This window comes from Streptococcus mitis (assembly GCF_008763935.1).
In the GTDB taxonomy this organism is placed as follows: domain Bacteria; phylum Bacillota; class Bacilli; order Lactobacillales; family Streptococcaceae; genus Streptococcus; species Streptococcus mitis_DB.
The window spans coordinates 261192-285017 of sequence record NZ_VTQF01000003.1 but is presented as its reverse complement, the minus strand read 5'-3'; the positions used below and the strand labels follow the sequence as shown (position 1 = coordinate 285017).

Genomic DNA, 23826 nt, shown 5'->3' with positions numbered 1-23826 from the left:
AAGCTAGCTATAGACAGTACTTGAGTACGACAAGGCGAAGCTGACGTGGTTTGAAGAGATTTTCGAAGAGTATTAAGGAATTTAAGATCCCAAAAAACAACCCTCAGTCGACTGACCGAGGGTTCCTTTTCATTATTCAAGAACTTGATTAGCTCAACGCATCCAATGCATCATCCATTGAAAGAACTTCGTGGAAGACACGTTGTGTCAATTCAGTTTTTTGTTCTGGAGTGAGGTATTTAGTGTTTACACAGTATCCAGAGATACGTACGATAACATCTTCACCTGACATGATCTTTTCGTAAACATCGTTCAAGTCCATAACGTTCAAGTTAACGTGTTGTCCACCGTTTTCGAAGTAACCATCAAGGATTGTTACCAAGTTATCAACTTGTTCGTCACGAGTCTTACCAAGAGCGCGAGGTGAAACTTGAGTTGTCAATGAGATACCATCAGCTGCATAACTAAAGTCAAGGCTAGAAAGTGAGTTCAAGTTTTGCAACCATCCACCTTTAGCTTTGTTAGATGGGTTAGCACCTGGTGAGAAGAATTCAAGTTTAGACAAGTTCACAGAACCATCTTCGTTGAGATATACACCTTTGTGTACTGGTGAGTTACCAGTTTGTTTAGAGTAAGCAACGTTAGATGTGATAGTCAAAAGTGAAACCGTAGCTTCTGCGTCTTTGTAAAGTTTGTGGCTACGTAGACGAGTTGTGTAAGCTTCGATCAACCATTCTGCCAATTCGTTTGAACGAGGATCATCTTCACCCCAACGTGGGTATTCACCGATTGTTTCGTAATCGTAGATATAGCCATTTTCGTCACGGATTGGTTTAACTGTAGCGTATTTGATAGCTGACAATGTATCAACAGTGTTAGCAAATCCACAGATACCGAATCCCATGTTTGCACGTTGTTTAGTTGGCAAGAATGCCATTTGAACAGCTTCGTAGTTGTACTTATCAGTCATGTAGTGGATGATGTTCAAAGCATCTACGTAAGTGTCAGTCAACCAGTCAAGAGATTTTTCAAAGTTTTCTTTAACTGATTCGAATTCAAGAACTTCGTCACGAATTGGTTCGATGTCAAATACTTTGTAGTCTTTGTGAACATCGTCGTAACCACCGTTCAAACCAGTAAGAAGAGCTTTCAATACGTTTACACGTGCACCGAAGTACTGGATGTTGTGACGTTGTTCTTCATTTTCTGGGTCAAGTGGAGACACACAACATGAGATACAGCTCATTTCACCGTATCCGTCTTTGGCCATTGTTGTAACACCTTCGTATTGGATAGAAGAGTGTTTGTGGCTCATGTGCATACAGTAGCGACGGAAGTTGTATGGCAATTTGTCAGTCCAAAGAACTGTCAAGTTTGGTTCTGGAGAGTTACCGATATTGTCAAGAGTGTTCAAGAAACGGTAGTCCATCTTAGTAACACGGTGACGACCGTCGTTACCCATACCAGCCATAGAAGTTGTGATGAAAGTTGGGTCACCTGAGTACAATTGGTCATAAGCTTTTGTACGAGCAAATTTAACTGTACGAAGTTTCATAACGAAATCATCAACGAATTCTTGGATTTCTGATTCAGTAAATGTACCACGAGCAAGGTCACGTTCTGCAAAGATGTCCAATACGATTGGCACACGTCCTAGAGATGTAGCAGCACCGTTGATAACACGGCAGACAGACATGAAGGCGATGTTAACCCATTGGATAGCTTCTTTAACGTTCATCGCTGGTTTGCGAACATCAACTCCGTAAAGGTCACCCAAGCGAACAACTTGTTGCAATGCTTGGTATTGAAGGTTGATTTCTTCACGAAGACGGATTGTTTCTTCATCGATTTCTTCGATTGCATTCCAGTCGTTTACTTTTTCTTGCATCAAGTAGTCTGCACCGTAAAGAGCAAGACGTGCGTAAACACCGATGATACGTCCGCGTGAGTAGGCATCTGGAAGACCAGTTACAGTGTGTGCGTGACGAGCGCGACGAATGTTTGAAGTGTAAGCGCGGAAGATACCGTCGTTAACTGTTGTTACGTATTTAGTGAAAATTTCGTGAACAGCTGGGTCTGGTTCGTATCCATTTTCTTTCAAAGTAGTTTCAGCCATACGGATACCACCTTTTGGCATGAAGTTCAATTTGAAGAGTTCGTCATTTTGGATACCAAAGATAACTTCGTTTTCTTTATCGATAAATCCAGCAGGGATATCAGCGATAGAAGTTGGACGAGTGTCCATTGGGAAACGAGTTTCTTCGTAGTGAGCCTTAGTTTCTTCTACAATTTTTTTGATGTGAAGTGAACGTTCTGTTGGTCCTGCAAGGAAGCTTTCGTCTCCATCGTAAGGTGTGTAGTTAGCTTGTACGAAGCGTGATACACTTGCTTTTTCTTTCCAATCTACGCCTTTGAAGCCTTCCCAAGCTTTGTCAAAAATATCTTGTGCTTCAACAACTGTCTTAACAACCATGTTAATGTCCTCTTTTTTCTTTCTAGTAACAACCATCTGTTACATTCATGAGACAAGTATACCACACAGTAACCGATTTCAACAAGTGGAAAATCCCTATTTTTACACTTTCTTTTCTAAAACAGTCTATATTTTGTTCCGAACTGTATTATATTTTTGAAAAAACAAAGTCCTTTTTTCTTTTTTTTTCAAAAAAAAGGGTATAATAAAAGAAAATAAGCAGTAAAAAGGTGCTAGGCATGTTGATTTTCCCCTTATTAAATGATTTGTCAAGAAAAATCATCCATATTGACATGGATGCCTTTTTTGCTGCGGTGGAAATCAGAGATAATCCTAAACTCAGAGGAAAACCTGTCATTATCGGAAGCGACCCTCGGCAAACAGGTGGACGTGGTGTCGTTTCCACTTGTAGCTATGAGGCGCGAGCTTTTGGTGTCCATTCAGCCATGAGCTCTAAGGAAGCCTATGAGCGTTGTCCCCAGGCCGTCTTCATCTCAGGAAATTATGAGAAATACAAAGCTGTGGGACTCCAGATTCGAGCTATTTTTAAGCGCTATACAGATTTGATTGAACCCATGAGCATTGACGAAGCCTATTTGGATGTGACAGAAAATAAACTCGGTATCAAGTCAGCAGTCAAAATCGCTCGCCTCATTCAAGAGGATATCTGGCAAGAACTTCATCTAACTGCTTCTGCTGGCGTTTCTTACAATAAATTCTTAGCTAAAATGGCCAGTGATTATCAAAAGCCACATGGTCTGACAGTGATTCTACCTGACCAGGCTGAGGACTTTCTCAAACAAATGAATATTTCCAAGTTTCATGGAGTAGGAAAGAAGACAGTAGAACGTCTTCATCAAATGGGGATTTTTACCGGCGCTGATCTACTTAAAGTTCCTGAAATGACCCTAATAGACCGTTTTGGAAGACTGGGCTATGACCTTTATCGAAAGGCTCGAGGTATCCACAATTCCCCCGTCAAATCCAATCGCATCCGTAAATCAATCGGGAAAGAGAAAACCTATGGGAAAATTCTACGTGCCAAGGAAGACATCAAAAAAGAGCTGACTCTTCTATCAGAAAGAGTCGCTCTCAATCTACATCAACAAGAAAAAACTGGAAAAATTGTCATTTTGAAAATCCGCTACGAGGACTTTTCAACTCTTACTAAACGAAAAAGTCTTGCTCAAAAAACACAGGACGCTAGTCAGATAAGCCAAATAGCCCTGCAACTCTATGAAGAGTTAAGCGAGAAAGAAAGAGGTGTCCGCCTGTTGGGGATTACCGTGACTGGATTTTAAAACCTTGAAGAGTTGCCCCTTCAAGGTTTTTCTTATACAAATAAACGAACAAAGCTATAAAGCAATAAGATACCACCAAGCACGATACGGTATTTACCAAAAAGAGTAAAGTCGTGTTTTTTCACATAGCTTGTCAAGAAGCGAATAGCCACCATACTAACTGCAAAAGCGACTCCCATCGCAACCAAGAGCAAGAACAATTGCCCAAAACTCAAGAGCTGTCCTGCTTTTATAAATTTGAAAATCTTTAATGCGCTAGCTCCAAACATAACAGGAATTCCAAGATAGAAGGTGAATTCTGTCACAACAGAACGACTGGTTCCATTTAACAAACCACCTACAATCGTTGCACCTGAACGGCTAGTCCCTGGTAAAAGGGCAAGAACTTGGAAGAGTCCGATATAGAAAGCTGTCGTATAAGGAAGTTTGTCCAACTCTGTTACACTTGGCTCGATAGCACGCGCTTTATTGCGCTTTTCCAAATAGATAAAGGCAATCCCATAGATAATCAACATGAGAGCAACAGAAACCATATTATGGAAGTGGGTATCAAACCAATCATCAAATTTAAAGACGGCAAGTAAAGGCAAAGTGGCAACCAAGACCTTCAACCACAGTCTCCAAGTCTTACGAACTTCCTGCTTATCCTTAGTCGGTTTGAAAGGATTGAGCTTGTTAAAGTAAATGACCATAACCGCTAAAATCGCACCAAGCTGAATCACGACATTAAACATGGACATAAAAGCTTCATTCTGATTTTGGTATTGAATAAACTCCTCTGCTAAAATCAAGTGACCTGTACTGGAAATCGGCAACCATTCCGTAATTCCTTCAACAATCCCGAAGAAGATAGATTTTAAAATTTCAATAAGATACATAGATTACTCCTTTTTTCTATCTTCCATTATAGCATACTTTTTCAGTCTATGGCAGTTCTCTTTAAAAGGCACCGATACTGCCACCACCTCCGCCTCCAGAGAAGCCACCACCAGAACTTCCACTTCCAGAAGATACAGAGTAGGTACTTGCTGTATTTGCGACGCTGGCATAATGGCTCATTTGTGCTGTTGAATGATAAAACATGCCATGCCAACCATAGTCTACATAGAGATTGATATCTGGATTTCCCACTTTAATCTGATGAACCTTCATCAAATGGCTGACCTTGTCCGCATAGCCAAATAAGGTTGCATAGACCAAGAGGCGATTCCAGACCACAATACTTTCCAATTCAGCCTGATCCAATCGTGCAATCTCACGCAACATATTTTCAAAACTGGTCCAGAGATAGTAGACTTCTGCTCCTGCTTCATTTAGGACGCCATCACGATTATCTAGTCGAAGCTTCCAATAATAGAAAACAGCCAAAACCAAACCTAGAAAACCAAGTATTGGCAAGGGAATGTAAAGATAGCCATAAACATCCAAACTGTACAAGAACAAACCAAATCCAATAAATAGGGGCAAGATAGTCAAGACCCCCATACCCACTTGCAAGGCCTTTTCCCCACCAGTCAAAGGACGATAGTAATTCGGAAGCCCCCAGAAGGTAACCCGATTTCTCACTCCTTCTTGCATCTGGTTCAATACTTCTTCAAAAGAAGATTTGAGCTGACGCCCCTTTGCTTGAATCCGTTTTTCATCAGCAGCTTTAGCTCTACGATAAAGACTATCAGATACCTTGTAATCCGCAAACAAATTGGAAAGAATCTCTTCTTTTTTGCCTGAAAAGGCCAGATTTAGGCAGTCTTTCTCAAAGCTTGACAAACCATTTTCTTTTACTAGCCTTAACCCAACTGCATCCCCTTCTGAAATAATAGATACATTCCCACGGTCTATCACATCTAACAAGGTAGCTTGAATAAGTTGATCAAAGGTGAATTTTCCAGCTCCCTTGACCAAGGGACTCACTTCCTCCAAGGAGGTCGAGTAGATAGCCTCCGATAAAACCATAGGTTCTAATTCCATTGGTGGTTCATAGAGACGATGATTTTTAGCATATTTGACTGAAGGAATGGTCTTTCTTCTATAAATAAAATAGAAGCAAGCACTCAATAACAAGGAGATAGAAAGTATGGAAGGAAACACCCAAGTAACGAGTTGTTTACTTTGCTCTTTTTCTTTAAAAATCGAGTCTTCTATCTTATTAAACTCTTCTAAACGATTCCCTTTCAAACCCTGATCCCTAGCGCTAGCAAAAGCAGTCCGAGGCCAATAGGCATGTAATTCAACTCCACGCTTAGACGGAAGATTGTCTAAACGAATAGTATAATCAAGGTTACTCTTTTCAATCGTTCCTTCTTTAAAGAGTTTCCCTGTATGGAAGTAGAGTTTTTCAGCCCCCTTTTCTCCCCTTACATGAAATTCAAACTTTCCAATAGCCCCTGAACTATCTGTCAGCGGTTGCCAATTTAATTCAGCGATATCTTCATAAAGAAAAAGCAAGTTCTTTAAATTCCAGACAAGGTCAACTTCAACTGTGTCACCTTCCTGACCTGGATTATAAACTTTAACAGTATAACCATCTGCGCCTTCTATCACTTCGCTAGTAACGTCTGCTAGTTCAGCACCATTTTTCGAAGCCTGAACCTTTGGATGAGAGTCAATGTCAAACCCACTAGGCATCTTGCCAGCACGTCCAAGCCCCACGATTTGGCCTTTAAAGTCCTCCTCAAACTGATAAACTATCTTCTGTCTAAATTCTGCCGTGTTGTCTGCATGAATATACAAATCACCTTGATAAGAGTTTATCTTAAAATCAATGGCAAAAACAGAGAGTGGCAGAAGGCAAAACAAGCCTAACACCAGTAAGAAAAAAGTTTTTTTCATCAAACAAGCCCCCTTTTTATCTTTGCTATCATTATATCATTTTTTCTCAAGTAAGGGCTTACCCATATTGAAAAATAGAGTTTTTTTCGATAAAATAGGAGACAGTTATTTTTTAATAGATTAGAAATAGGAGAAATCATGAGAAAAATATACTTATCTATTTTCACAAGTCTCTTGCTGATGCTGGGACTTGTCAATGTTGCTCAAGCCGATGAATATTTACGCATCGGAATGGAAGCGGCATATGCCCCCTTTAACTGGACTCAGGACGATGATAGCAATGGGGCTGTCAAAATCGACGGGACTAACCAGTACGCTAATGGATATGATGTTCAAATCGCCAAGAAAATCGCTAAGGACTTAGGCAAAGAACCTTTGGTTGTTAAGACCAAGTGGGAAGGTCTAGTTCCTGCCCTTACTTCTGGTAAAATTGACATGATTATCGCAGGTATGAGTCCTACTGCTGAACGTAAACAAGAAATTGCCTTTTCAAGCAGCTACTACACTAGCGAGCCTGTCCTACTTGTCAAAAAAGATTCTGCCTATGCAAATGCCAAATCTTTGGATGACTTTAATGGTGCAAAAATCACTTCTCAACAAGGTGTTTACCTTTATGACTTGATTTCACAAATCTCAGGCGCTAAAAAAGAAACTGCTATGGGAGACTTCGCTCAAATGCGCCAAGCACTTGAGGCTGGTGTCATTGATGCCTATGTTTCTGAACGTCCAGAAGCTCTGACTGCCGAAGCAGCCAACTCTAAGTTTAAAATGGTTCAAGTAGAGCCAGGTTTCAAGACTGGAGAAGAAGACACAGCTATCGCCATTGGACTTCGTAAAGATGACAACCGTATTAGCCAAATCAATGCCAGCATTGAAACCATTTCAAAAGATGATCAAGTTGCCCTGATGGATCGTATGATCAAGGAACAACCTGCCGAAGCCACAACAACTGAAGAGGCTAGCAGTAGTTTCTTTAGCCAGGTTGCTAAAATTCTTTCTGAAAACTGGCAACAACTCTTGCGTGGTGCTGGTATCACTCTTTTAATCTCTATCGTCGGAACCATCACAGGTCTCATTATCGGCCTTGCCATTGGTGTTTTCCGTACTGCTCCTCTCTCTGAGAATAAAGCCATTTATGGCCTACAAAAACTAGTCAGCTGGATCCTCAACGTCTACATTGAAATTTTCCGTGGTACTCCAATGATCGTTCAATCGATGGTTATCTACTATGGAACTGCCCAAGCTTTCGGTATCAACCTTGACCGTACACTGGCTGCTATCTTCATCGTTTCAATCAATACCGGTGCCTACATGACCGAAATCGTTCGTGGTGGTATCCTGGCAGTTGACAAGGGACAATTTGAAGCTGCGACTGCTCTTGGTATGACTCATAACCAAACCATGCGTAAGATTGTCCTACCTCAGGTTGTCCGCAATATCCTACCAGCAACTGGTAATGAATTTGTCATCAATATCAAAGATACATCTGTATTGAACGTTATCTCTGTTGTCGAACTTTATTTCTCAGGAAATACCGTGGCAACGCAAACCTATCAATACTTCCAGACATTTACAATCATCGCCGTGATTTACTTTGTCCTCACCTTTACCGTAACACGTATCCTACGCTTCATCGAACGCCGCATGGACATGGATACCTATACTACAGGTGCTAACCAAATGCAAACGGAGGATTTGAAATAATGACACAAGCAATCCTTGAAATTAAACACCTCAAAAAATCCTATGGACAAAACGAAGTGCTAAAAGACATTTCTCTGACTGTCCACAAGGGAGAGGTCATCTCTATCATCGGAAGCTCTGGAAGCGGAAAATCAACCTTCCTACGCTCCATTAACCTCCTTGAAACGCCAACTGATGGACAAATCCTTTATCATGGACAAAACGTCCTCGAAAAAGGCTATGACCTCACGCAATACCGTGAAAAGTTGGGAATGGTTTTCCAATCCTTTAACCTCTTTGAAAATCTCAACGTGCTTGAAAACACAATTGTCGCTCAGACAACTGTCCTTAAACGCGAACGTACAGAAGCTGAAAAGATTGCCAAAGAAAACCTAGAAAAGGTCGGCATGGGGGAACGCTACTGGCAAGCCAAACCAAAACAACTCTCAGGTGGTCAAAAACAACGTGTGGCCATCGCTCGTGCCCTTTCAATGAATCCTGACGCCATTCTCTTTGATGAACCAACATCAGCTCTCGATCCAGAAATGGTTGGAGAAGTCCTCAAAATCATGCAAGATCTGGCTCAGGAAGGCTTGACTATGATTGTCGTAACCCACGAAATGGAATTCGCCCGTGATGTCTCTCACCGTGTTATCTTCATGGATAAGGGTGTAATCGCTGAAGAAGGTAAACCAGAAGACCTCTTCACTAATCCTAAAGAAGACCGTACAAAAGAATTCCTTCAACGTTATCTCATACTCAATGAAAATCAAAGAGCAAACTAGGAAGCTAGCCGCAGGCTGTACTTGAGTACGGCAAGGTGAAGCTGACGTGGTTTGAATTTGATTTTCGAAGAGTATCAAATAAAAAGAAAAGGCTGCAGCAATTGTGCAGTCTTTTTGTTATCCTATAAATGAAAAGGCAGACCCTATTCAAGAATCCACCATTATCCAAAGATTAATCTTCAAATTTTTCATGATTTTTATCATAGAAATCAATTAAACCTAGAGCCGTTTCAAACGAAATATTTTTAACTTTTGCACGCCCCTGCGCTAGAGCAATGATAGACATTTCACGAGCATTCGTTTCTTTAGAGATACGGTAGCCTGTGATTTTCTTATCACGAACCCAGCCAACAACTGATTCTACTTTTTCAAAGTTTGACTTAGCCATGTCTTTCTCCTATTTTCTTATTTACGATATTTAATTGTATACGCTTTTATGCTTTTTGTCAATAAAAAAACATATATTCAATAAAATAAACGCCCTTATTTTTACTTGCTATCTTATTAAAGCTTATAATATATAGGTTTTTCACTGTCGAAAACAATTTTTATAGTTCTTTAAAACAATTGTATTATTAAATCTTATTTATGTAATAATATTCATATTTGACAGATGCTGATTCTCGATAATCTAGACATATTCTAATCTTATTTCATATTATTTATTCCACTGTAAAACAAAAAAATTTGACAAAATAATCTTCTGCTCTAAACCATTTCTAACGAGTATTTTTCTCCTTTTAGACTTTTTCATGTCTGCACCAGCATTCAATCATTTGGTCAACTTGTACTATTTATTTACTTTATCAATATTCCTTTTTATTTCTTCAAACCTATAAAAAGATGAGTAGTTAGGAAACAATAGTATCCTATCTTCCAACATTTTCCACTGTTTTTATCTTCTTAGTATCTTATCACTCTTCTCAGTTAACTCAGTATAAGGCTTCTCATTAGTATTGATTATTTTTTCTAATCCCTATTATATTTAGCCAAATTTCAGATTAGCTATATATAAAATAGTAGATTTCAAAAAACTCCTTACATATAACAAGTAATTTTACTCCCTTACTATAAACTGAATCAAAAAACATAGGTACTATAATGAGTTATGATAGAAATAGCGTAATCGATTTCCTAAGTCCATAGGAATCGCCCCCTTTCTTCATCTTCATTATAGCACCTATACATCAATTGTGCAAATAATATGATATTTTTTTATTAGTCCTCAGACAAGCATATTATAGAGCGTTTCGTTACCATTTAAGTTAATATAAGCTGGATCAAAACCTTCCATTCGACGAATCAAGCCTGCATAATCATGCTTATCTGCCAAGGCAATCCCAATCAATACTGGGCCTGTCCCCTTGCTAGCTCGCTTAATATACTCAAAACGTGTGATATCATCATTTGGCCCCAAGATATCATTTACAAACTCACGCAAAGCCCCCGGACGCTGTGGAAAATTAACCACAAAGTAATGCTTGATCCCATCATAAATCAAGGCACGCTCTTCCATTTCCGGCATACGGTTGATATCATTATTTCCTCCAGAAATGATACAACAAATGGTTTTCCCCTTGATATATTCAGCCAAAACCTCTAAAGAAGCGATACTAGCCGCTCCAGCAGGCTCAGCTACAATCCCTTGCTTAGAGTAGAGGTCAATCAAGGTTTCAGAAATCAATCCCTCATCGACACCTACTAAGGTTTGAACATGTTGACGAGTTGCTTCATAGGTCAACTGACCTACCTTTTGTACAGCAATCCCATCTGCAAATTTGTCAATTTCTTTGAGCTTAACAGGTCCACCAGCTTCAAAGGCAGCCTTCATAGAACGCGCTCCATTAGCCTCTACCCCAATGACTTCAATCTCTGGACTTGTTTCCTTGATATAGGTAGAAACCCCAGCAATGAGACCACCGCCGCCAACAGGAACCAAGACAGCATCAAAATCAATCGATTCTTTTCGAGCTTCTTCTAAAATCTCATAAGCAACTGTCCCTTGACCTGCCTGAACATGGGCATCATCAAAAGGATCAATAAAGGTACGATTTTCAGAAACTGTAAATTCTTGAGCTGCTTTGGCTGAGGCATCAAAGGTATCTCCAACTAATTTAATAGTCACGAAGTCCCCACCAAAAAAGCGAACTTGACCAATCTTTTGTTGCGGAGTAGTAATGGGCATAAAGATAGTAGCAGGAATCTTCATTTCATTACAAGTATAGGCAACTCCCTGCGCATGATTTCCCGCAGAAGCACAGACTACCCCACGCTCACGTTCTTCCTTGCTGAGCTGGGAAATGGCATAATAGGCACCACGGATCTTAAAAGAACGAACACGTTGTGCATTTTCTTTTTTCAAATAAATCTTAGCACCATACTTCTCCGATAAATAATGGTCATAATCAAGCGGTGTATTAACGACCACACCATTCAAGACCTTGTGAGCCTTGATTATATCTTTTGAACTTAACATCATTTTCTCCTAGACTATTTCATACTTATCGCAATCCATTCTTTTAAAAAGAGATGAATTGATTATAAAAGCGAGTTAGTCCCCCAACTCGCCTTCACCTTAATCTCTATCAATTAGTTATAGATTTTGAATGCATCATCGTCATTTTTACCAACAAATGGCATTGCTTTACGCAATTCTGCACCAACTTTTTCAATTTCAAGGTTAGCTGCTTGTTCACGGTAAGCAGTCAATTTTGGACGTCCAGCTTTATAGTCATTTACAAATCCATTTGCAAATTTACCATTTTGGATGTCTGCCAAGACAGCTTTCATGTTTTCTTTAACTTGCTCAGTAATTACACGTGGACCTGATACATAGTCACCGTACTCAGCAGTGTTTGAAATTGATTGACGCATTTTCTTGAATCCACCTTCATAGATCAAGTCAACGATTAATTTCATTTCGTGAAGAACTTCAAAGTAAGCCAATTCTGGAGCGTATCCTGCTTCTGTCAAGACTTCGAAACCAGCTTCGATAAGAGCAGTCAAACCACCGCAAAGTACAGCTTGTTCACCAAACAAATCTTCTTCAGTTTCTTCTTTGTAAGTTGTTTCAAGAAGACCTACACGAGCTGCTCCAACACCTTTACACCAGTCCATAGCAATGTTTTTCGCATTTCCTGTTGCATCTTGGTATACTGCGTAAAGAGCTGGAACACCAAATCCTTCTTCATAAGTACGACGTACCAAGTGTCCTGGTCCTTTAGGAGCACACATGAAGACATCTACATCTGCAGGTACTTTGATAAATTCAAAGTGGATGTTGAAACCGTGAGCAAATCCAACTGCATTTCCAGCTTCCAAGTTTGGAGCGATTTCTGCTTCGTACAATTCTTGTTGGATTTCGTCTGGTGCCAAAATCATGATAACATTAGCCAATTTAGTAGCTTCTGCTACTGTATAAGTGTCAAATCCGTCTTCTTTTGCTTTGTCAAAAGATTTACCTGGACGTACACCGATAATGACATCGCGACCTGAATCACGCAAGTTTTGAGCATGCGCATGTCCTTGTGAACCATAACCGATAACGGCGATTTTTTTACCGTCAAGTGCTGCTACTTTAACATCTTTTTCGTATTCCATTTGAACTGCCATAGTTTTTTCTCTCTTTTCTATTATTTATTGCCTTTTAGGCTGGTTTAACAAATTTAAAATATTTTTATACTCAATGAAAATCAAAGAGCAAATTAGGAAGCTAGCCGCAGGCTGTACTTGAGTACGGCAAGGCAAAGCTGACGTGATTTGAATTTGATTTTCGAAGAGTATTAATCGCGGGTAAATCCAGTTGCACCAGTTCGAGCAATATTGCGAATACCGTATGGTCGAATGACTCGCAACAGGGCTTCGCTCTTTTCTGCATTTCCTGTCATCTGAATAGTAATTGAACTTGGTGCTACGTCTACCACCGTTGCACGGAAAGGTTGAATAATCGCCAGAATCTCAGCTCGTTTCTCAGCTGGCGCTGACATCTTAACCAAAATCACCTCGCGCTCCAAATGAGGCTTGTCTGTAATATCACGAATGCGAATCACATCAATCTGACGATTGAGCTGCTTGATGATTTGCTCCACTTCATCATGAGAAGCAACATCAATAATAATAGTGATACGCGATACATTCGGATCTTCTGTTGCTCCAACAGAGATGCTTTCAATATTAACCTGACGGCGAGACAGGACACCGGTAAAGCGATTGAGGACTCCTGAACGATTTTGTAGTTTTGCTGTTAACATTCTACGCATGGAACTTCACCCCCAACATCTCATGATTACTCTTACCAGCTGGCACCATTGGTAGCACTTGTTCCTTACGAGAAATATCTACCTCGATTAGCATAGGAACATCCTCAGTGATGACTTCAAGGTCTTGAGCCAAGGTCTCAGGATTGTCAAACTTATAGTTTCTAATACCATAAGCCTGTGCCATCAATTGGAAATCAGGAAGGGTATCAAAGACTGACTCTGATGTTCTACCTTCATAGAAGGATTCCTGCCACTGGCGAACCATTCCAAGTGAGTGGTTGTTCAGCATAACAACCTTGATTGGCACCTTGTAAATGTTCAAAATAGCCAATTCCTGGTTGGTCATTTGGAAACCACCATCCCCAACAAACAAGACTACTTCCTTATCTGGGTTAGCAATTTTAGCACCGATTGCTGCTGGAATTCCGAATCCCATGGTTCCCAAACCACCTGAAGTCACTAACTGACGCTCATTTTGGTAAGGATAATACTGGGCTGTCCACATTTGGTGTTGACCAACGTCTGTGACCACAATGGCATCTCCATTCGTCAATTCACCAATTCGTTCAATAACGGCTTGCGGTTGAACCACACGCTCTTTTTTGTCATAAGAACGAACACGGTTCTTGTCTTTAGTAACCTTCTCAATCCATTTCTCAGTATTGTTATGAACGGTTGGTTCGGCCAGCAACATTTGCAAGGCTTTCTTAGCATCTCCAACTACAGGAATATCTGAACTGATAATCTTTCCGATCTCAGCTGGGTCAATATCAATGTGGGCAACCTTAGCATTCTTAGCAAAGGTCTTTGGATTTCCTGTCAAGCGGTCATCGAAACGGCAACCAATACTAATCATAAAGTCCGCTTCCGTCATGGCAATATTAGCTGCGAATGACCCGTGCATGCCTCCCATTCCAAGGAAGAGTGGATGACTCGTTGCAATCGTTCCTTGTCCCAAAAGACTGGTTACCACCGGAATTTGATAGCGTTCTGCAAATTCATTTAATTCTGCAGCAGCTTCAGCATAACTAATTCCACCACCAGCTAGCAAGACTGGTTTTTTAGCCTTGGATAATTGCTTCAAGATTTTCTTGATTTGCATATCATTTGGCTCAAGAGTCGGCTGATAGCTTGGTAGGTTCACTTCTGGTGAATAAATGAAGTCTGTTTCTAAAGCAGATACGTCTTTAGGTAGGTCAATGACGACTGGCCCTGGTCGACCTGTAGTTGCTATATGAACAGCTTCCGTAATGATACGAGGAATATCAGCTGTCTCACGAACTTGGTAATTGTACTTAGTGATTGGCATGGTAATTCCCACAATGTCTGCCTCCTGAAAGGCATCCTTCCCAATCCCAGCTCGCGCCACCTGACCTGTAAAGACCAAAAGGGGAACGCTATCGCTCATGGCATCCGCAATCCCTGTAATGGCATTTGTTGCTCCCGGTCCGCTAGTGACGACGGCAACACCCAACTTTCCAGTTGATTTGGCATAACCTTCAGCTTCATGCAGGCAACCTTGCTCATGGCGTCCTAGAATGTGACGAATGCCTTTAAAATTATATATCGCATCATAAAAAGGCAAGACAGCACCACCAGGATAACCAAAGATGGTATCAATTCCTAAATCACGAAGTGTTTCCAAAACTAGGTCCGACCCCGTCTTAGGAGATTCTAAACTGATTTTCTCCATTGTTCCCCTTTCTCTTCTCTTAAAAATAACTTGTTACTATCATACCATTTTTTCAAAAATTTTCAAGACAAAAGAAGAAATTTTCTGAATTTTCTATTTTAACGTTTATTTATGAATGTTATTTTTGTTTTTATTAAAAAGATACCGATTTCATTATTCAAAAAGAAAAAAGAACTGATTTCTCAGTTCTTCATTAATCTTATTCCACACTAAATAGGTATGGGTAAACAGGTTGTTGACCTTGATGAATCTCGACTTCAACATCTTCGAATTCTTCTGCGATTTCTTGAGCAATTTCATTGGCAAGTTCTTCGCTTCCATCTTCACCGACATAGAAGGTTACGATTTCACTATCTTCATCCAACATATGTTTCAAGGTTTCAGTCAAGGTTTGGTGCATGTCAGGGTTTGACACGAGAATTTTCCCATCCACCATACCAAGATTATCGTTTTCATGGATTTCTAAACCATCAATGGTTGTATCACGCACAGCTGTTGTGACGCTTCCACTAACGACATCGCTGAGGGCTGCAGTCATACGCTCTTGGTTTTCTTCGATGGACTTGCTTGGATCAAAGGCGAGAAGACTTGTCAAACCTTGTGGCAAAGTACGAGCTTCCACCACTACTGCTGGTTGCTCCAAAACTTCTGCTGCAGATTGAGCTGCCATGAAGATATTCTTGTTATTTGGCAAGAAGATAATGTTACGAGCATTGACCTGCTCAACAGCCTTGATAAAGTCTTCTGTTGAAGGGTTCATAGTTTGACCACCTTCGATAACATAATCAACACCTTGGGAACGGAAGATATCTGCTAGGCCTTTACCAGCCACTACAGCAATCAAAGCATACTCTTTTTCTTCAGCTGGCTTGCTAACTTGAGCAGCTTCTTTTTCAACCTGTGCTTCGTGTTGGTTACGCATATTGTCAACTTTTACCTTGACCAAGCTACCATATTTGAGACCTTCTTGCATAACAAGTCCTGGATCTTCTGTATGGACATGGACTTTGACGATTTCATCATCATTGACAACAAGGAGAGAGTCTCCAAGTTCATTCAAGTAGTTACGGAATTCGTCGTAGTCAAAGTCTTTGGCATAGGTTGGACCTTGCTTAAGAGCTACCATGATTTCAGTACAGTAACCAAATGTGATGTCCTCAGTCGCTACGTGACCAGCTACAGACTTATGGTGCTCTGCATTGATCATTTCACTCATGTTGGCAGGAGTCGCTACAAAGTCCTCAGATGCAATATATTCACCAGTAAGGGCTGAAAGGAAACCTTCGTAGATGAAGACCAGTCCTTGACCACCTGAATCCACAACGCCAACTTCCTTCAAGACTGGAAGCATATCTGGCGTTTTAGCTAGAGCGGTTTTAGCACCTTCCAAGGCTGCACGCATTACCTCAACAGCATCATCTGTTTGCTCAGCCTTTTTCTTAGCACCGATAGCAGCTCCACGCGAAACTGTCAAAATCGTTCCTTCAACTGGTTTCATAACGGCCTTATAGGCAACTTCCACACCTGATTGGAAGGCAAGGGCCAAGTCTTGACCTGTTAGCTCGTCTTTATCCTTGATGGCTTGTGAAAATCCACGGAAAAGCTGAGACGTAATAACACCTGAGTTTCCACGCGCCCCCATCAAAAGCCCTTTGGCAAGAATACTCGCTACCTCGCCAACAGTAGAAGCTGGCTTATCAGCAACTTCCTTAGCACCATTTTCAATGGTCATTCCCATATTTGTACCAGTATCTCCATCTGGAACTGGAAAGACGTTTAATGAATTGACATATTCAGCTTGCTTATTCAAGCGAGTTGATGCAGCCTGCACCATTTCTTGAAATAAGCTAGTAGTAATTTTTGACACGGTTATTCTCCTACAACTTTGATATTTTGAATGTAGACATTTACAGTCTGAGCAGTAATTCCAAGTTGGTTTTCCAAACTAAAACGAACACGCTCTTGAATGTTTTTTGACACTTCGCTAATCTTTGTTCCGTAGCTCAACACGGTATATACATCAACTGCAATACTGCCATCTTCGGCCGCCTTTACGACGACACCTTTGGAATAATTTTCCTTACCTAGAAGGGCTTGGAAATTATCTTTGAGGGCATTTTTACTAGCCATACCGACCACACCAAAAATCTCAGTTGCTGCTCCACCTACGACGGTTGCAATCACTTCATCTGTTAGTTCGATTTGACCATCTTTTGTATTAATTTTTACAGTCATCCTTTTTACCTCAACTAGTTGATACTCTATTTTATCATATTTCAGCCCAAGTGTAAAAGCAGAATACTGTATCAGCGGATATTTACTCTATTTTTCAAATGATTTTATACCTACAGTAAAAGAAAAAAGACCCTAAGGTCTCCTTACTTTTATTATTAAACGCGTTCAACTTTACCTGATTTCAAAGCACGAGCTGAAGCCCAAACTTTTTTAGGTTTACCATCGATAAGAACAGTAACTTTTTGAAGGTTTGGTTTTACGGCACGTTTTGTTTGGTTCATCGCGTGTGAACGGTTGTTTCCTGATACAGTCTTACGACCTGTAAAGTAACATACTTTAGCCATTGTGTTTTCCTCCTATTAGATCTAATATAGCGGATGTGCTAGCACCACATACCGTACTATGTTATCACACTTTCTTCTTTTTTGCAAGGGAATTGGAAGATTTTTTTATTTAACGTAGACAATCCCCAACTTCCCAAAAGCCACATCTCCACGGATAGTCAAAGTTTTACTGGTTGGAGCTAGAGAAGTATCTGCCTTTGCTACACCACAGAAAGTTTCTACTTTTAAATCAACTCGCCAATGTTGGGGAACATAGATAACTGCATTGCCAAAACCAACTTCTACTTTCAGGGTCGCAGTATCTCCTAAAATCTCTGCATTGTCATAATATATCTTAGCATTGCCAAAACCAACTTCCACTTGGTCTTCTACCAATTCTTGGTTTTGCTTGTAGAAAGTCCCAGTCCCAAAAGCGACCTCTTTGTCTGTAAGAATAGTCTTTTCACCATCATACCACCATTTTTTCCCATTCCAAGTTCTGTTAGAATGAGTGAGTGCGCTGACACCCATTACGATTAAAATACTAGCCCAGAACAGCGACTGATTGGGAATCGGTAAAATATCATAAAAGTGGTTGGCAATTAGTAAGGCTACTAGAGCTGTAAAAGAGGCTGAAGTTAAGTGGCGACGCAACAAAGCTCCGACTGATTGATATGTAAAAAATGCAATACCAATCAAGGGCCAAATTTGTCCTCCAAGAGAAGGGATTCCAAAATTCCCTTGTAATAATATTAAAGCTGCCAAAACGAGCAACACAATACCAAATGCTTTCTTTTTCATCTTATTACCTCATGTTTCTTAGATTTTCTTTTAGGAGGGATTGGTAATGCCGTGAGACATGAACCTCCTTGTGGGTCTGATAAAAGGAAATGGTCCCCGTTCCTGAAAAGGACTTATCCACCGAATAAACCTGCCGGATATTTGCGATCGTTGACTTGGATACCCGACTAAAATAGCGAGGAAGGATAGACTCTAACTCATAGAGTTTGAGCCGAACTTCGTAGGCATCTTTATGGGTATGGGCATAAATCCTATTCCCCTCTGTTTCAAAGAAGAGAATTTCCGACAAATCCAGATAATATTCACCCGTCCCCTTGTAAAAAATTAACCTAGGAGACTTGGACTCTTGCAAGAGTCGCTGTAATTCCGCAATCTCATCTGTCAAAGCCGCTGCCTTGATGACAATTTCAGTTTCCTCTAAATTGCTGTCAATTTCGATTCGTAACTTCATTCCATCTCCTTTCTGACTCTACTATATCAAAGGTAAAATAAGAAAACAAGAGCAAAAAAGCAAGTGGTTACTTTAGGCACGTAAGTGGTTGTAAGGCTACCTTAACTTGCAGATCAAAATAGAAAGAAAATCACACCCCACACAAGTCCGCAAGCATAACCAACCAAGACATCCTTGGGATAATGAACGCCACCTAGGACTCTTACTAGACCCAGGAAGACCGACAAGAGCAGCAAGATAAAGCCTACAATTAGACTAGCATGTAAGCAAGCCATGGAGATAATGGTGGCTGAAAAGACATGACGGCTGGGCATAGACTGACCAGGACTATCTCTGTCAAGCAAGGGTTTAATATCCCATTCCTCATAAGGCCTAGGGGCATTGATTTTCTTACGAAGAAAGGACAAAATCACAAAACCTGATGCAGGGATAAACAAATAGATTCCGACCTGTTTCCCAAGTCCTTCTTGGAGATAGGCAGTGGCTAACAAGGTTAGATAAACTATAGGCATGACTACTGTCATGAAGCGATTGAAAGTTCTTAACAGGCTCAGAAGAAAGGGCTTATTTTTAATATTAGCAGCAACGTGGCCATACCATTCTTGATAATTTTTCATATATTTTCTCATCACTTACTCAAATTTTATACTCAATAAAAATCAAAGAGCAAACTAGGAAGCTAGCTGCAGACTGCTCAAAGCACTGCTTTGAGGTTGTAAATAAGACTGACGGAGTCAGTAACATATACCGAAGCTGACGCGGTTTGAAGAGATTTTCGAAGAGTATTGCTTGCAGGGAAGCACTTGTCTTCTAGTATAGTGCAGAAAAAGAAGGCCGTCAAGCCTTCTTTGGGTTTATTCTTCTGCTTCACCTTCTGTAAATTGACTGTTGTAGAGGTCAGCGTAAAAACCAGCTTGCATCATTAGCTCATCATGATTGCCTTGCTCGATGATATTGCCATCTTTCATGACCAGAATCAGATCCGCATTACGGATGGTTGACAAGCGGTGGGCGATGACAAAGGAAGTTCTGCCTTCCATCAAACGGTCCATGGCTTTCTGAATCAATTCCTCTGTCCGAGTGTCAACAGAAGAAGTCGCCTCATCCAAAATCAAGAGTGGTGCATCTTTCAGCAAAGCACGAGCGATAGTCAAGAGTTGTTTTTGCCCGACAGACAAGGTCACTGTATCATCCAAGACGGTATCGTAACCATCTGGTAGGGTCATAATAAAGTGGTGAATCCCTACAGCCTTGCTGGCTTCAATCACGCAATCATCACTAATACCGTTTTGGTTATAAATGAGATTGTCTCGGATAGTGCCTTCAAAGAGCCAAGTATCCTGTAAGACCATTGAAAAGGCATCATGTACTTCCGAACGCTTCATATCCTTGGTATCCACACCATCGATACGGATACTTCCCTTATCAATCTCATAGAACTTCATCAAAAGATTGACAATGGTTGTCTTACCAGCTCCGGTCGGTCCGACAATCGCAACCTTTTGACCTGCATGAGCTGTCGCAGAAAAGTCATGGATAATGGTTCGCTCTGGTGTATAACCAAAGGAGACTCGATCAAAGACTACTTGACCTTTCATATCGCTCAATTGTCTTTCTTTATGGGATTCGTCTTCCATTTCCTCTTCAGCCAGGAATTCGAAGACACGTCCCATGGCTGCACTAGCCTGCTGAAGACTAGTAACCCCTTGGGCAATTTGTGAAAGGGGCTGAGAAAAGATACGAACGTAGGCCATAAAGGCAACGATAATCCCGATACTGATGTGCCCATTTAAGGCCAAGGCTGCACCAACGATAATCACCAAGACATAGCTAAAGTTCCCAATAAACATCATAATCGGCATCATAATCCCTGAAATAAATTGAGATTTCCAGATACTATCATACAGACGATTGTTTAATTTCGCAAACTCTTCTTTCGTACTCTCGATGGCATTGTAACTGGTCACCACATTATGGCCAGAGTACATTTCCTCCACATAGCCATTGACAGCTGCCAAATCTTGTTGCTGACTCTTAAAGAAGCCCTGGGATTTGCCCATAAAGACAGACACGAAAGTAAAACCAATAAAGGTTGAAACAACCGTCACCAAGGCTAAAATCCAGTTCATTCCAAACATGGTCACCAAGACTGCCACGACCAATAAAGTGGATGAGAGAACTGTTCCCAAACTTTGATTGAGGGACTGGGCTGCAGTATCAACATCATTGGTTACACGAGACAAAGTATCCCCCTGAGAGTGTCCATCAAAATATCCCAATGGTAGGCTATTGATTTTCTCTGCAATCGCTCTTCTCAAACGCTCTGAAAAACGTTGAATAGCTGTTGTAAACAGAAATGCCTGTAAATAATTTGATAGAAGTCCGATCACATAAATCACGGCTAAAAAACCACCAATAGCTGCAACCGCCTCGACATCCACACTTGTTTCCAGGCCACTGGCAATGATATTAGTCATTTCCTTAATACGGGTTGGACCATATACAGTAATGATATTGGATACGATTGTTGCTAGAAAGGCTATCAGAAGGGCAAACTGGAGGCCTGCAAGATAGGGTTTACTCTGTTTCAAAAGAGACATTTTCTTATTTTCCATGTTCCAATTCCTCCTTCGATAGTTGTGAATAGGCAATTTCTTGGTAAACTTCGTTGTTTGCTAGAAGTTCCTTGTGGGTGCCTTGTCCCACGACTTTTCCTTGATCTAAGACCAAAATCAAATCTGCATCCATAATCGTTGAAATACGCTGTGCAACGATAAGCTTGGTCATAGACTTGGTTTTCTCTGCTAGATCTTGGCGTAGGACACGGTCTGTCTTGTAGTCCAAGGCTGAGAAGGAGTCATCAAAGATGAGGATTTCTGGCTTCCGAGCCAAGGCACGCGCAATTGCCAGACGCTGTCTTTGACCACCTGAGAAGTTGGTTCCTCCTTGGGCCACTTCTGACTCTAAGCCAGCTTCCTTGTCTTCGATAAAGTTCTTAGACTGGGCCAATTCCAAAGCCTGCCACATAGCCTGCTCACTAAGCGGTGTTTCTTGACTCTGTCCAAAGTCTAGATTGCCCTTGACATCACCTGAAAAGAGAACCGCTTTCTGGGGAATATAACCAACCTTGTTGCGCAAATCTTTCAAGTCATAGTCTTGAACATTGACACCATCTACCAGAATTTCTCCTGCTGACACGTCGTAGAAACGTGGAATCAGATTGACCAGAGTTGATTTACCAGAACCTGTTGACCCAATAAAGGCCACTGTTTGACCAGCTTCTGCTCTAAAGCTAACATGCTCAATAACCGCCTCCGAATTTGTCGCATAGCGGAAGGTCACATCCTTAAATTCAACCTGACCTTTGAGGTTTTCATCAACCTGCTGCACTTGAGCAGGATTTTGGATAGACGAATGTAAATCTAGAACCTGGTTAATCCGCTTGGCAGAGACCATGGTTCGGGGAAGAACGATGAAGAGCGCCCCCATGAGAAGGAAGCCCATGACAACCTGCATGGCATAAGACATGAAAACAACCATATCACTAAAGAGAGGCAGGCGCGCCGTCGGAGCAGCATCGTTGATTACATAGGCTCCAATCCAGTATATCGCCACACTCAAACCACTTGAAATTCCCATCATGATAGGATTCAAAATGGCCATGAGACGGTTGACAAACAAATTCAAGCGTGTCAATTCATCATTTGCTGCTGCAAATTTTTCATTTTGGTAATCCTCTGCATTGTAGGCACGAACGACGCGAATACCTGTTAAACTCTCACGAGTGATACTGTTCAGTTTATCTGTCAACCCCTGAATCAAGGACTGTTTTGGAAAGGCTAGCGTCATCAAAACAGTCGTCATCAGGACGTTGACAATCACTGCCACAAGTACGGCCCAGAGCCAGTATTCTGAATGGCCTAAAATCTTCCCGATAGCCCAGATAGCCATAATCGGACCACGCGTAACTACTTGCAAGCCCATGGTAATCAACATTTGAACTTGAGTAATGTCATTGGTAGTACGCGTCAAGAGGCTAGGAATAGAGAATTTCTTAATCTCTGTCTGCGAGTAATCCAAAACTCGGTTAAAAATATCACTTCTCAGCCTACTAGTATAAGAAGCGGCCACTCTGGACGAAAAAAATCCAACTGCAACTGCGGATAAGAAGGCTAGAAAGGACATTCCCACCATCATACCTGCTGGTTGCCATAACTCATCCAAGTTGGTTCTTTGACTTCCTAGTAAATTCGTAATTTTCGAGATATAGGTCGGCACTTCCAACTCTAGATAGACCGAAAAGCAAGTAAAGAGAATGGCTAGTAAAATCATCCCCCATTCTTTTCTACTAATTCGTTTGGCTAATTTCTTCATTCTCTCCTCCTATTCCCTTGATATTTGCCTGTAGTTGACCGAGAACTTTCTCAAAAATCAGTAATTCATCTTCATCAATGTCTTCCATCAACTTCTTGTCTATTCGTTCAAAAAAAGACTTAACCTGTTGCATCTGAGAACGTGCTTTGTCCGTCAAACGAACAAATTTTGCCCGCTTATCGCTAGGACTCGCCTCCAATTCCACCAAACCATTTTGCACCATACGCTTGACCAAATTACTAGCAACAGACTTGGTAATATTGAGTTCCTGCTCTATATCTTTAATCAAGACCAAGTCTTGGTTTTTCTCACGATTATCCAAAAAACGAACAACCTGACCTTGAGGCCCACCCATAAATTCAATACCACAACGTTTGGCTTCCTTTTGCACCATGAGGTGAATCTGATGACCAAAACGCTTAAAGACTAACATCGGTTTATCCATACTAACTCCTTTCTAACTATCACATTTAGTTCTCCTAGGAACTAAACAAGTTTCCATGAGAACTATTTTACCACTTTGAAAAGGGATGTCAAGAAAAAGTTTCCTAGAGAACTATTTTTCTTGATTCAAAAAATCCCAAGTGATTTTTTCACTTAGGATCATGTTCACTAGGTT

The 23826-nt window shown here is 40.9% G+C and carries 20 protein-coding genes; 3 read left to right on the top strand and 17 right to left on the bottom strand.

Annotated features, from left to right (window positions below; all coding sequences use genetic code 11):
* Positions 1-148: 148 nt before the first annotated feature.
* On the bottom strand, positions 149-2473 hold the full coding sequence (gene pflB / locus F9B91_RS06435) for a formate C-acetyltransferase (RefSeq protein WP_020901544.1): 2325 nt from the start codon (positions 2471-2473) through the stop codon (positions 149-151).
* Positions 2474-2712: 239 nt separating this feature from the next.
* Between pflB and dinB the strand changes: the two genes are divergently transcribed.
* Entirely contained in the window at positions 2713-3774 is a 1062-nt protein-coding gene (gene dinB / locus F9B91_RS06430) for a DNA polymerase IV (RefSeq protein WP_150922762.1), read from the top strand.
* A gap of 32 nt (positions 3775-3806) precedes the next feature.
* On the opposite strand, the gene F9B91_RS06425 is transcribed toward dinB, so the two are convergent.
* Together F9B91_RS06425 and F9B91_RS06420 are read right to left on the bottom strand one after the other, a co-directional pair.
* Entirely contained in the window at positions 3807-4652 is an 846-nt protein-coding gene (locus F9B91_RS06425; protein ID WP_150922761.1) for an undecaprenyl-diphosphate phosphatase, read from the bottom strand.
* A 61-nt stretch (positions 4653-4713) separates the two neighbouring features.
* Positions 4714-6603 (bottom strand): DUF2207 domain-containing protein, encoded by a 1890-nt coding sequence (locus tag F9B91_RS06420; protein WP_150922760.1) that lies wholly within the window; start codon positions 6601-6603, stop codon positions 4714-4716.
* 138 nt (positions 6604-6741) lie between these two features.
* Between F9B91_RS06420 and F9B91_RS06415 the strand changes: the two genes are divergently transcribed.
* Together F9B91_RS06415 and F9B91_RS06410 are read left to right on the top strand one after the other, a co-directional pair.
* Positions 6742-8307, top strand: a complete 1566-nt coding sequence (locus F9B91_RS06415; protein ID WP_150922759.1) for an ABC transporter substrate-binding protein/permease — start codon at positions 6742-6744, stop codon at positions 8305-8307.
* The gene (locus tag F9B91_RS06410; protein WP_000189476.1) at positions 8307-9071 is read left to right on the top strand and encodes an amino acid ABC transporter ATP-binding protein; all 765 of its coding nucleotides are present in this window, start codon (positions 8307-8309) and stop codon (positions 9069-9071) included. The genes F9B91_RS06415 and F9B91_RS06410 overlap by 1 nt, the downstream gene beginning before the upstream one ends.
* A gap of 172 nt (positions 9072-9243) precedes the next feature.
* Here the strand turns inward: F9B91_RS06410 and F9B91_RS06400 are convergent, their stop codons facing one another.
* The 14 genes from F9B91_RS06400 to F9B91_RS06330 form a co-directional block, all read right to left on the bottom strand.
* Positions 9244-9459, bottom strand: coding sequence for a hypothetical protein (locus tag F9B91_RS06400; protein ID WP_001130035.1), 216 nt, complete (start codon positions 9457-9459; stop codon positions 9244-9246).
* 837 nt (positions 9460-10296) lie between these two features.
* Positions 10297-11547, bottom strand: a complete 1251-nt coding sequence (ilvA, locus tag F9B91_RS06395; RefSeq protein WP_000952975.1) for a threonine ammonia-lyase IlvA — start codon at positions 11545-11547, stop codon at positions 10297-10299.
* Positions 11548-11660: 113 nt separating this feature from the next.
* Positions 11661-12683, bottom strand: a complete 1023-nt coding sequence (gene ilvC, locus F9B91_RS06390; RefSeq protein WP_150922758.1) for a ketol-acid reductoisomerase — start codon at positions 12681-12683, stop codon at positions 11661-11663.
* A 170-nt stretch (positions 12684-12853) separates the two neighbouring features.
* A complete protein-coding gene (ilvN, locus tag F9B91_RS06380) occupies positions 12854-13330 on the bottom strand; it encodes an acetolactate synthase small subunit (RefSeq protein ID WP_001253803.1) in 477 nt (158 codons plus the stop codon).
* The gene (locus tag F9B91_RS06375; RefSeq protein ID WP_150922757.1) at positions 13323-15023 is read right to left on the bottom strand and encodes an acetolactate synthase large subunit; all 1701 of its coding nucleotides are present in this window, start codon (positions 15021-15023) and stop codon (positions 13323-13325) included. Before F9B91_RS06375 ends, ilvN begins: the two co-directional genes overlap by 8 nt.
* Before the next feature lie 199 nt (positions 15024-15222).
* Positions 15223-16890: a DAK2 domain-containing protein gene (locus F9B91_RS06370; protein ID WP_000036655.1), complete on the bottom strand. Its 1668-nt coding sequence runs from the start codon at positions 16888-16890 to the stop codon at positions 15223-15225.
* A gap of 2 nt (positions 16891-16892) precedes the next feature.
* Positions 16893-17258 (bottom strand): Asp23/Gls24 family envelope stress response protein, encoded by a 366-nt coding sequence (locus tag F9B91_RS06365; RefSeq protein WP_000216437.1) that lies wholly within the window; start codon positions 17256-17258, stop codon positions 16893-16895.
* A gap of 155 nt (positions 17259-17413) precedes the next feature.
* Positions 17414-17602, bottom strand: a complete 189-nt coding sequence (gene rpmB / locus F9B91_RS06360; protein WP_001140948.1) for a 50S ribosomal protein L28 — start codon at positions 17600-17602, stop codon at positions 17414-17416.
* Between the two features lie 105 nt (positions 17603-17707).
* On the bottom strand, positions 17708-18382 hold the full coding sequence (locus tag F9B91_RS06355) for a LiaF transmembrane domain-containing protein (protein WP_150922756.1): 675 nt from the start codon (positions 18380-18382) through the stop codon (positions 17708-17710).
* A gap of 4 nt (positions 18383-18386) precedes the next feature.
* The gene (locus tag F9B91_RS06350) at positions 18387-18833 is read right to left on the bottom strand and encodes a LytTR family DNA-binding domain-containing protein (RefSeq protein ID WP_150922755.1); all 447 of its coding nucleotides are present in this window, start codon (positions 18831-18833) and stop codon (positions 18387-18389) included.
* A gap of 113 nt (positions 18834-18946) precedes the next feature.
* Positions 18947-19450, bottom strand: coding sequence for a phosphatase PAP2 family protein (locus F9B91_RS06345; RefSeq protein ID WP_191962422.1), 504 nt, complete (start codon positions 19448-19450; stop codon positions 18947-18949).
* Positions 19451-19687: 237 nt separating this feature from the next.
* Complete coding sequence (locus F9B91_RS06340) at positions 19688-21448, bottom strand: ABC transporter ATP-binding protein (protein ID WP_150922753.1); 1761 nt, start codon at positions 21446-21448, stop codon at positions 19688-19690.
* Positions 21438-23207 (bottom strand): ABC transporter ATP-binding protein, encoded by a 1770-nt coding sequence (locus F9B91_RS06335; RefSeq protein WP_150922752.1) that lies wholly within the window; start codon positions 23205-23207, stop codon positions 21438-21440. Before F9B91_RS06335 ends, F9B91_RS06340 begins: the two co-directional genes overlap by 11 nt.
* Positions 23182-23652 carry a MarR family winged helix-turn-helix transcriptional regulator gene (locus F9B91_RS06330; protein WP_084929789.1) on the bottom strand — a complete coding sequence of 157 codons (471 nt, stop codon included), beginning with the start codon at positions 23650-23652 and terminating at the stop codon, positions 23182-23184. The genes F9B91_RS06335 and F9B91_RS06330 overlap by 26 nt, the downstream gene beginning before the upstream one ends.
* Positions 23653-23826 lie beyond the last annotated feature (174 nt).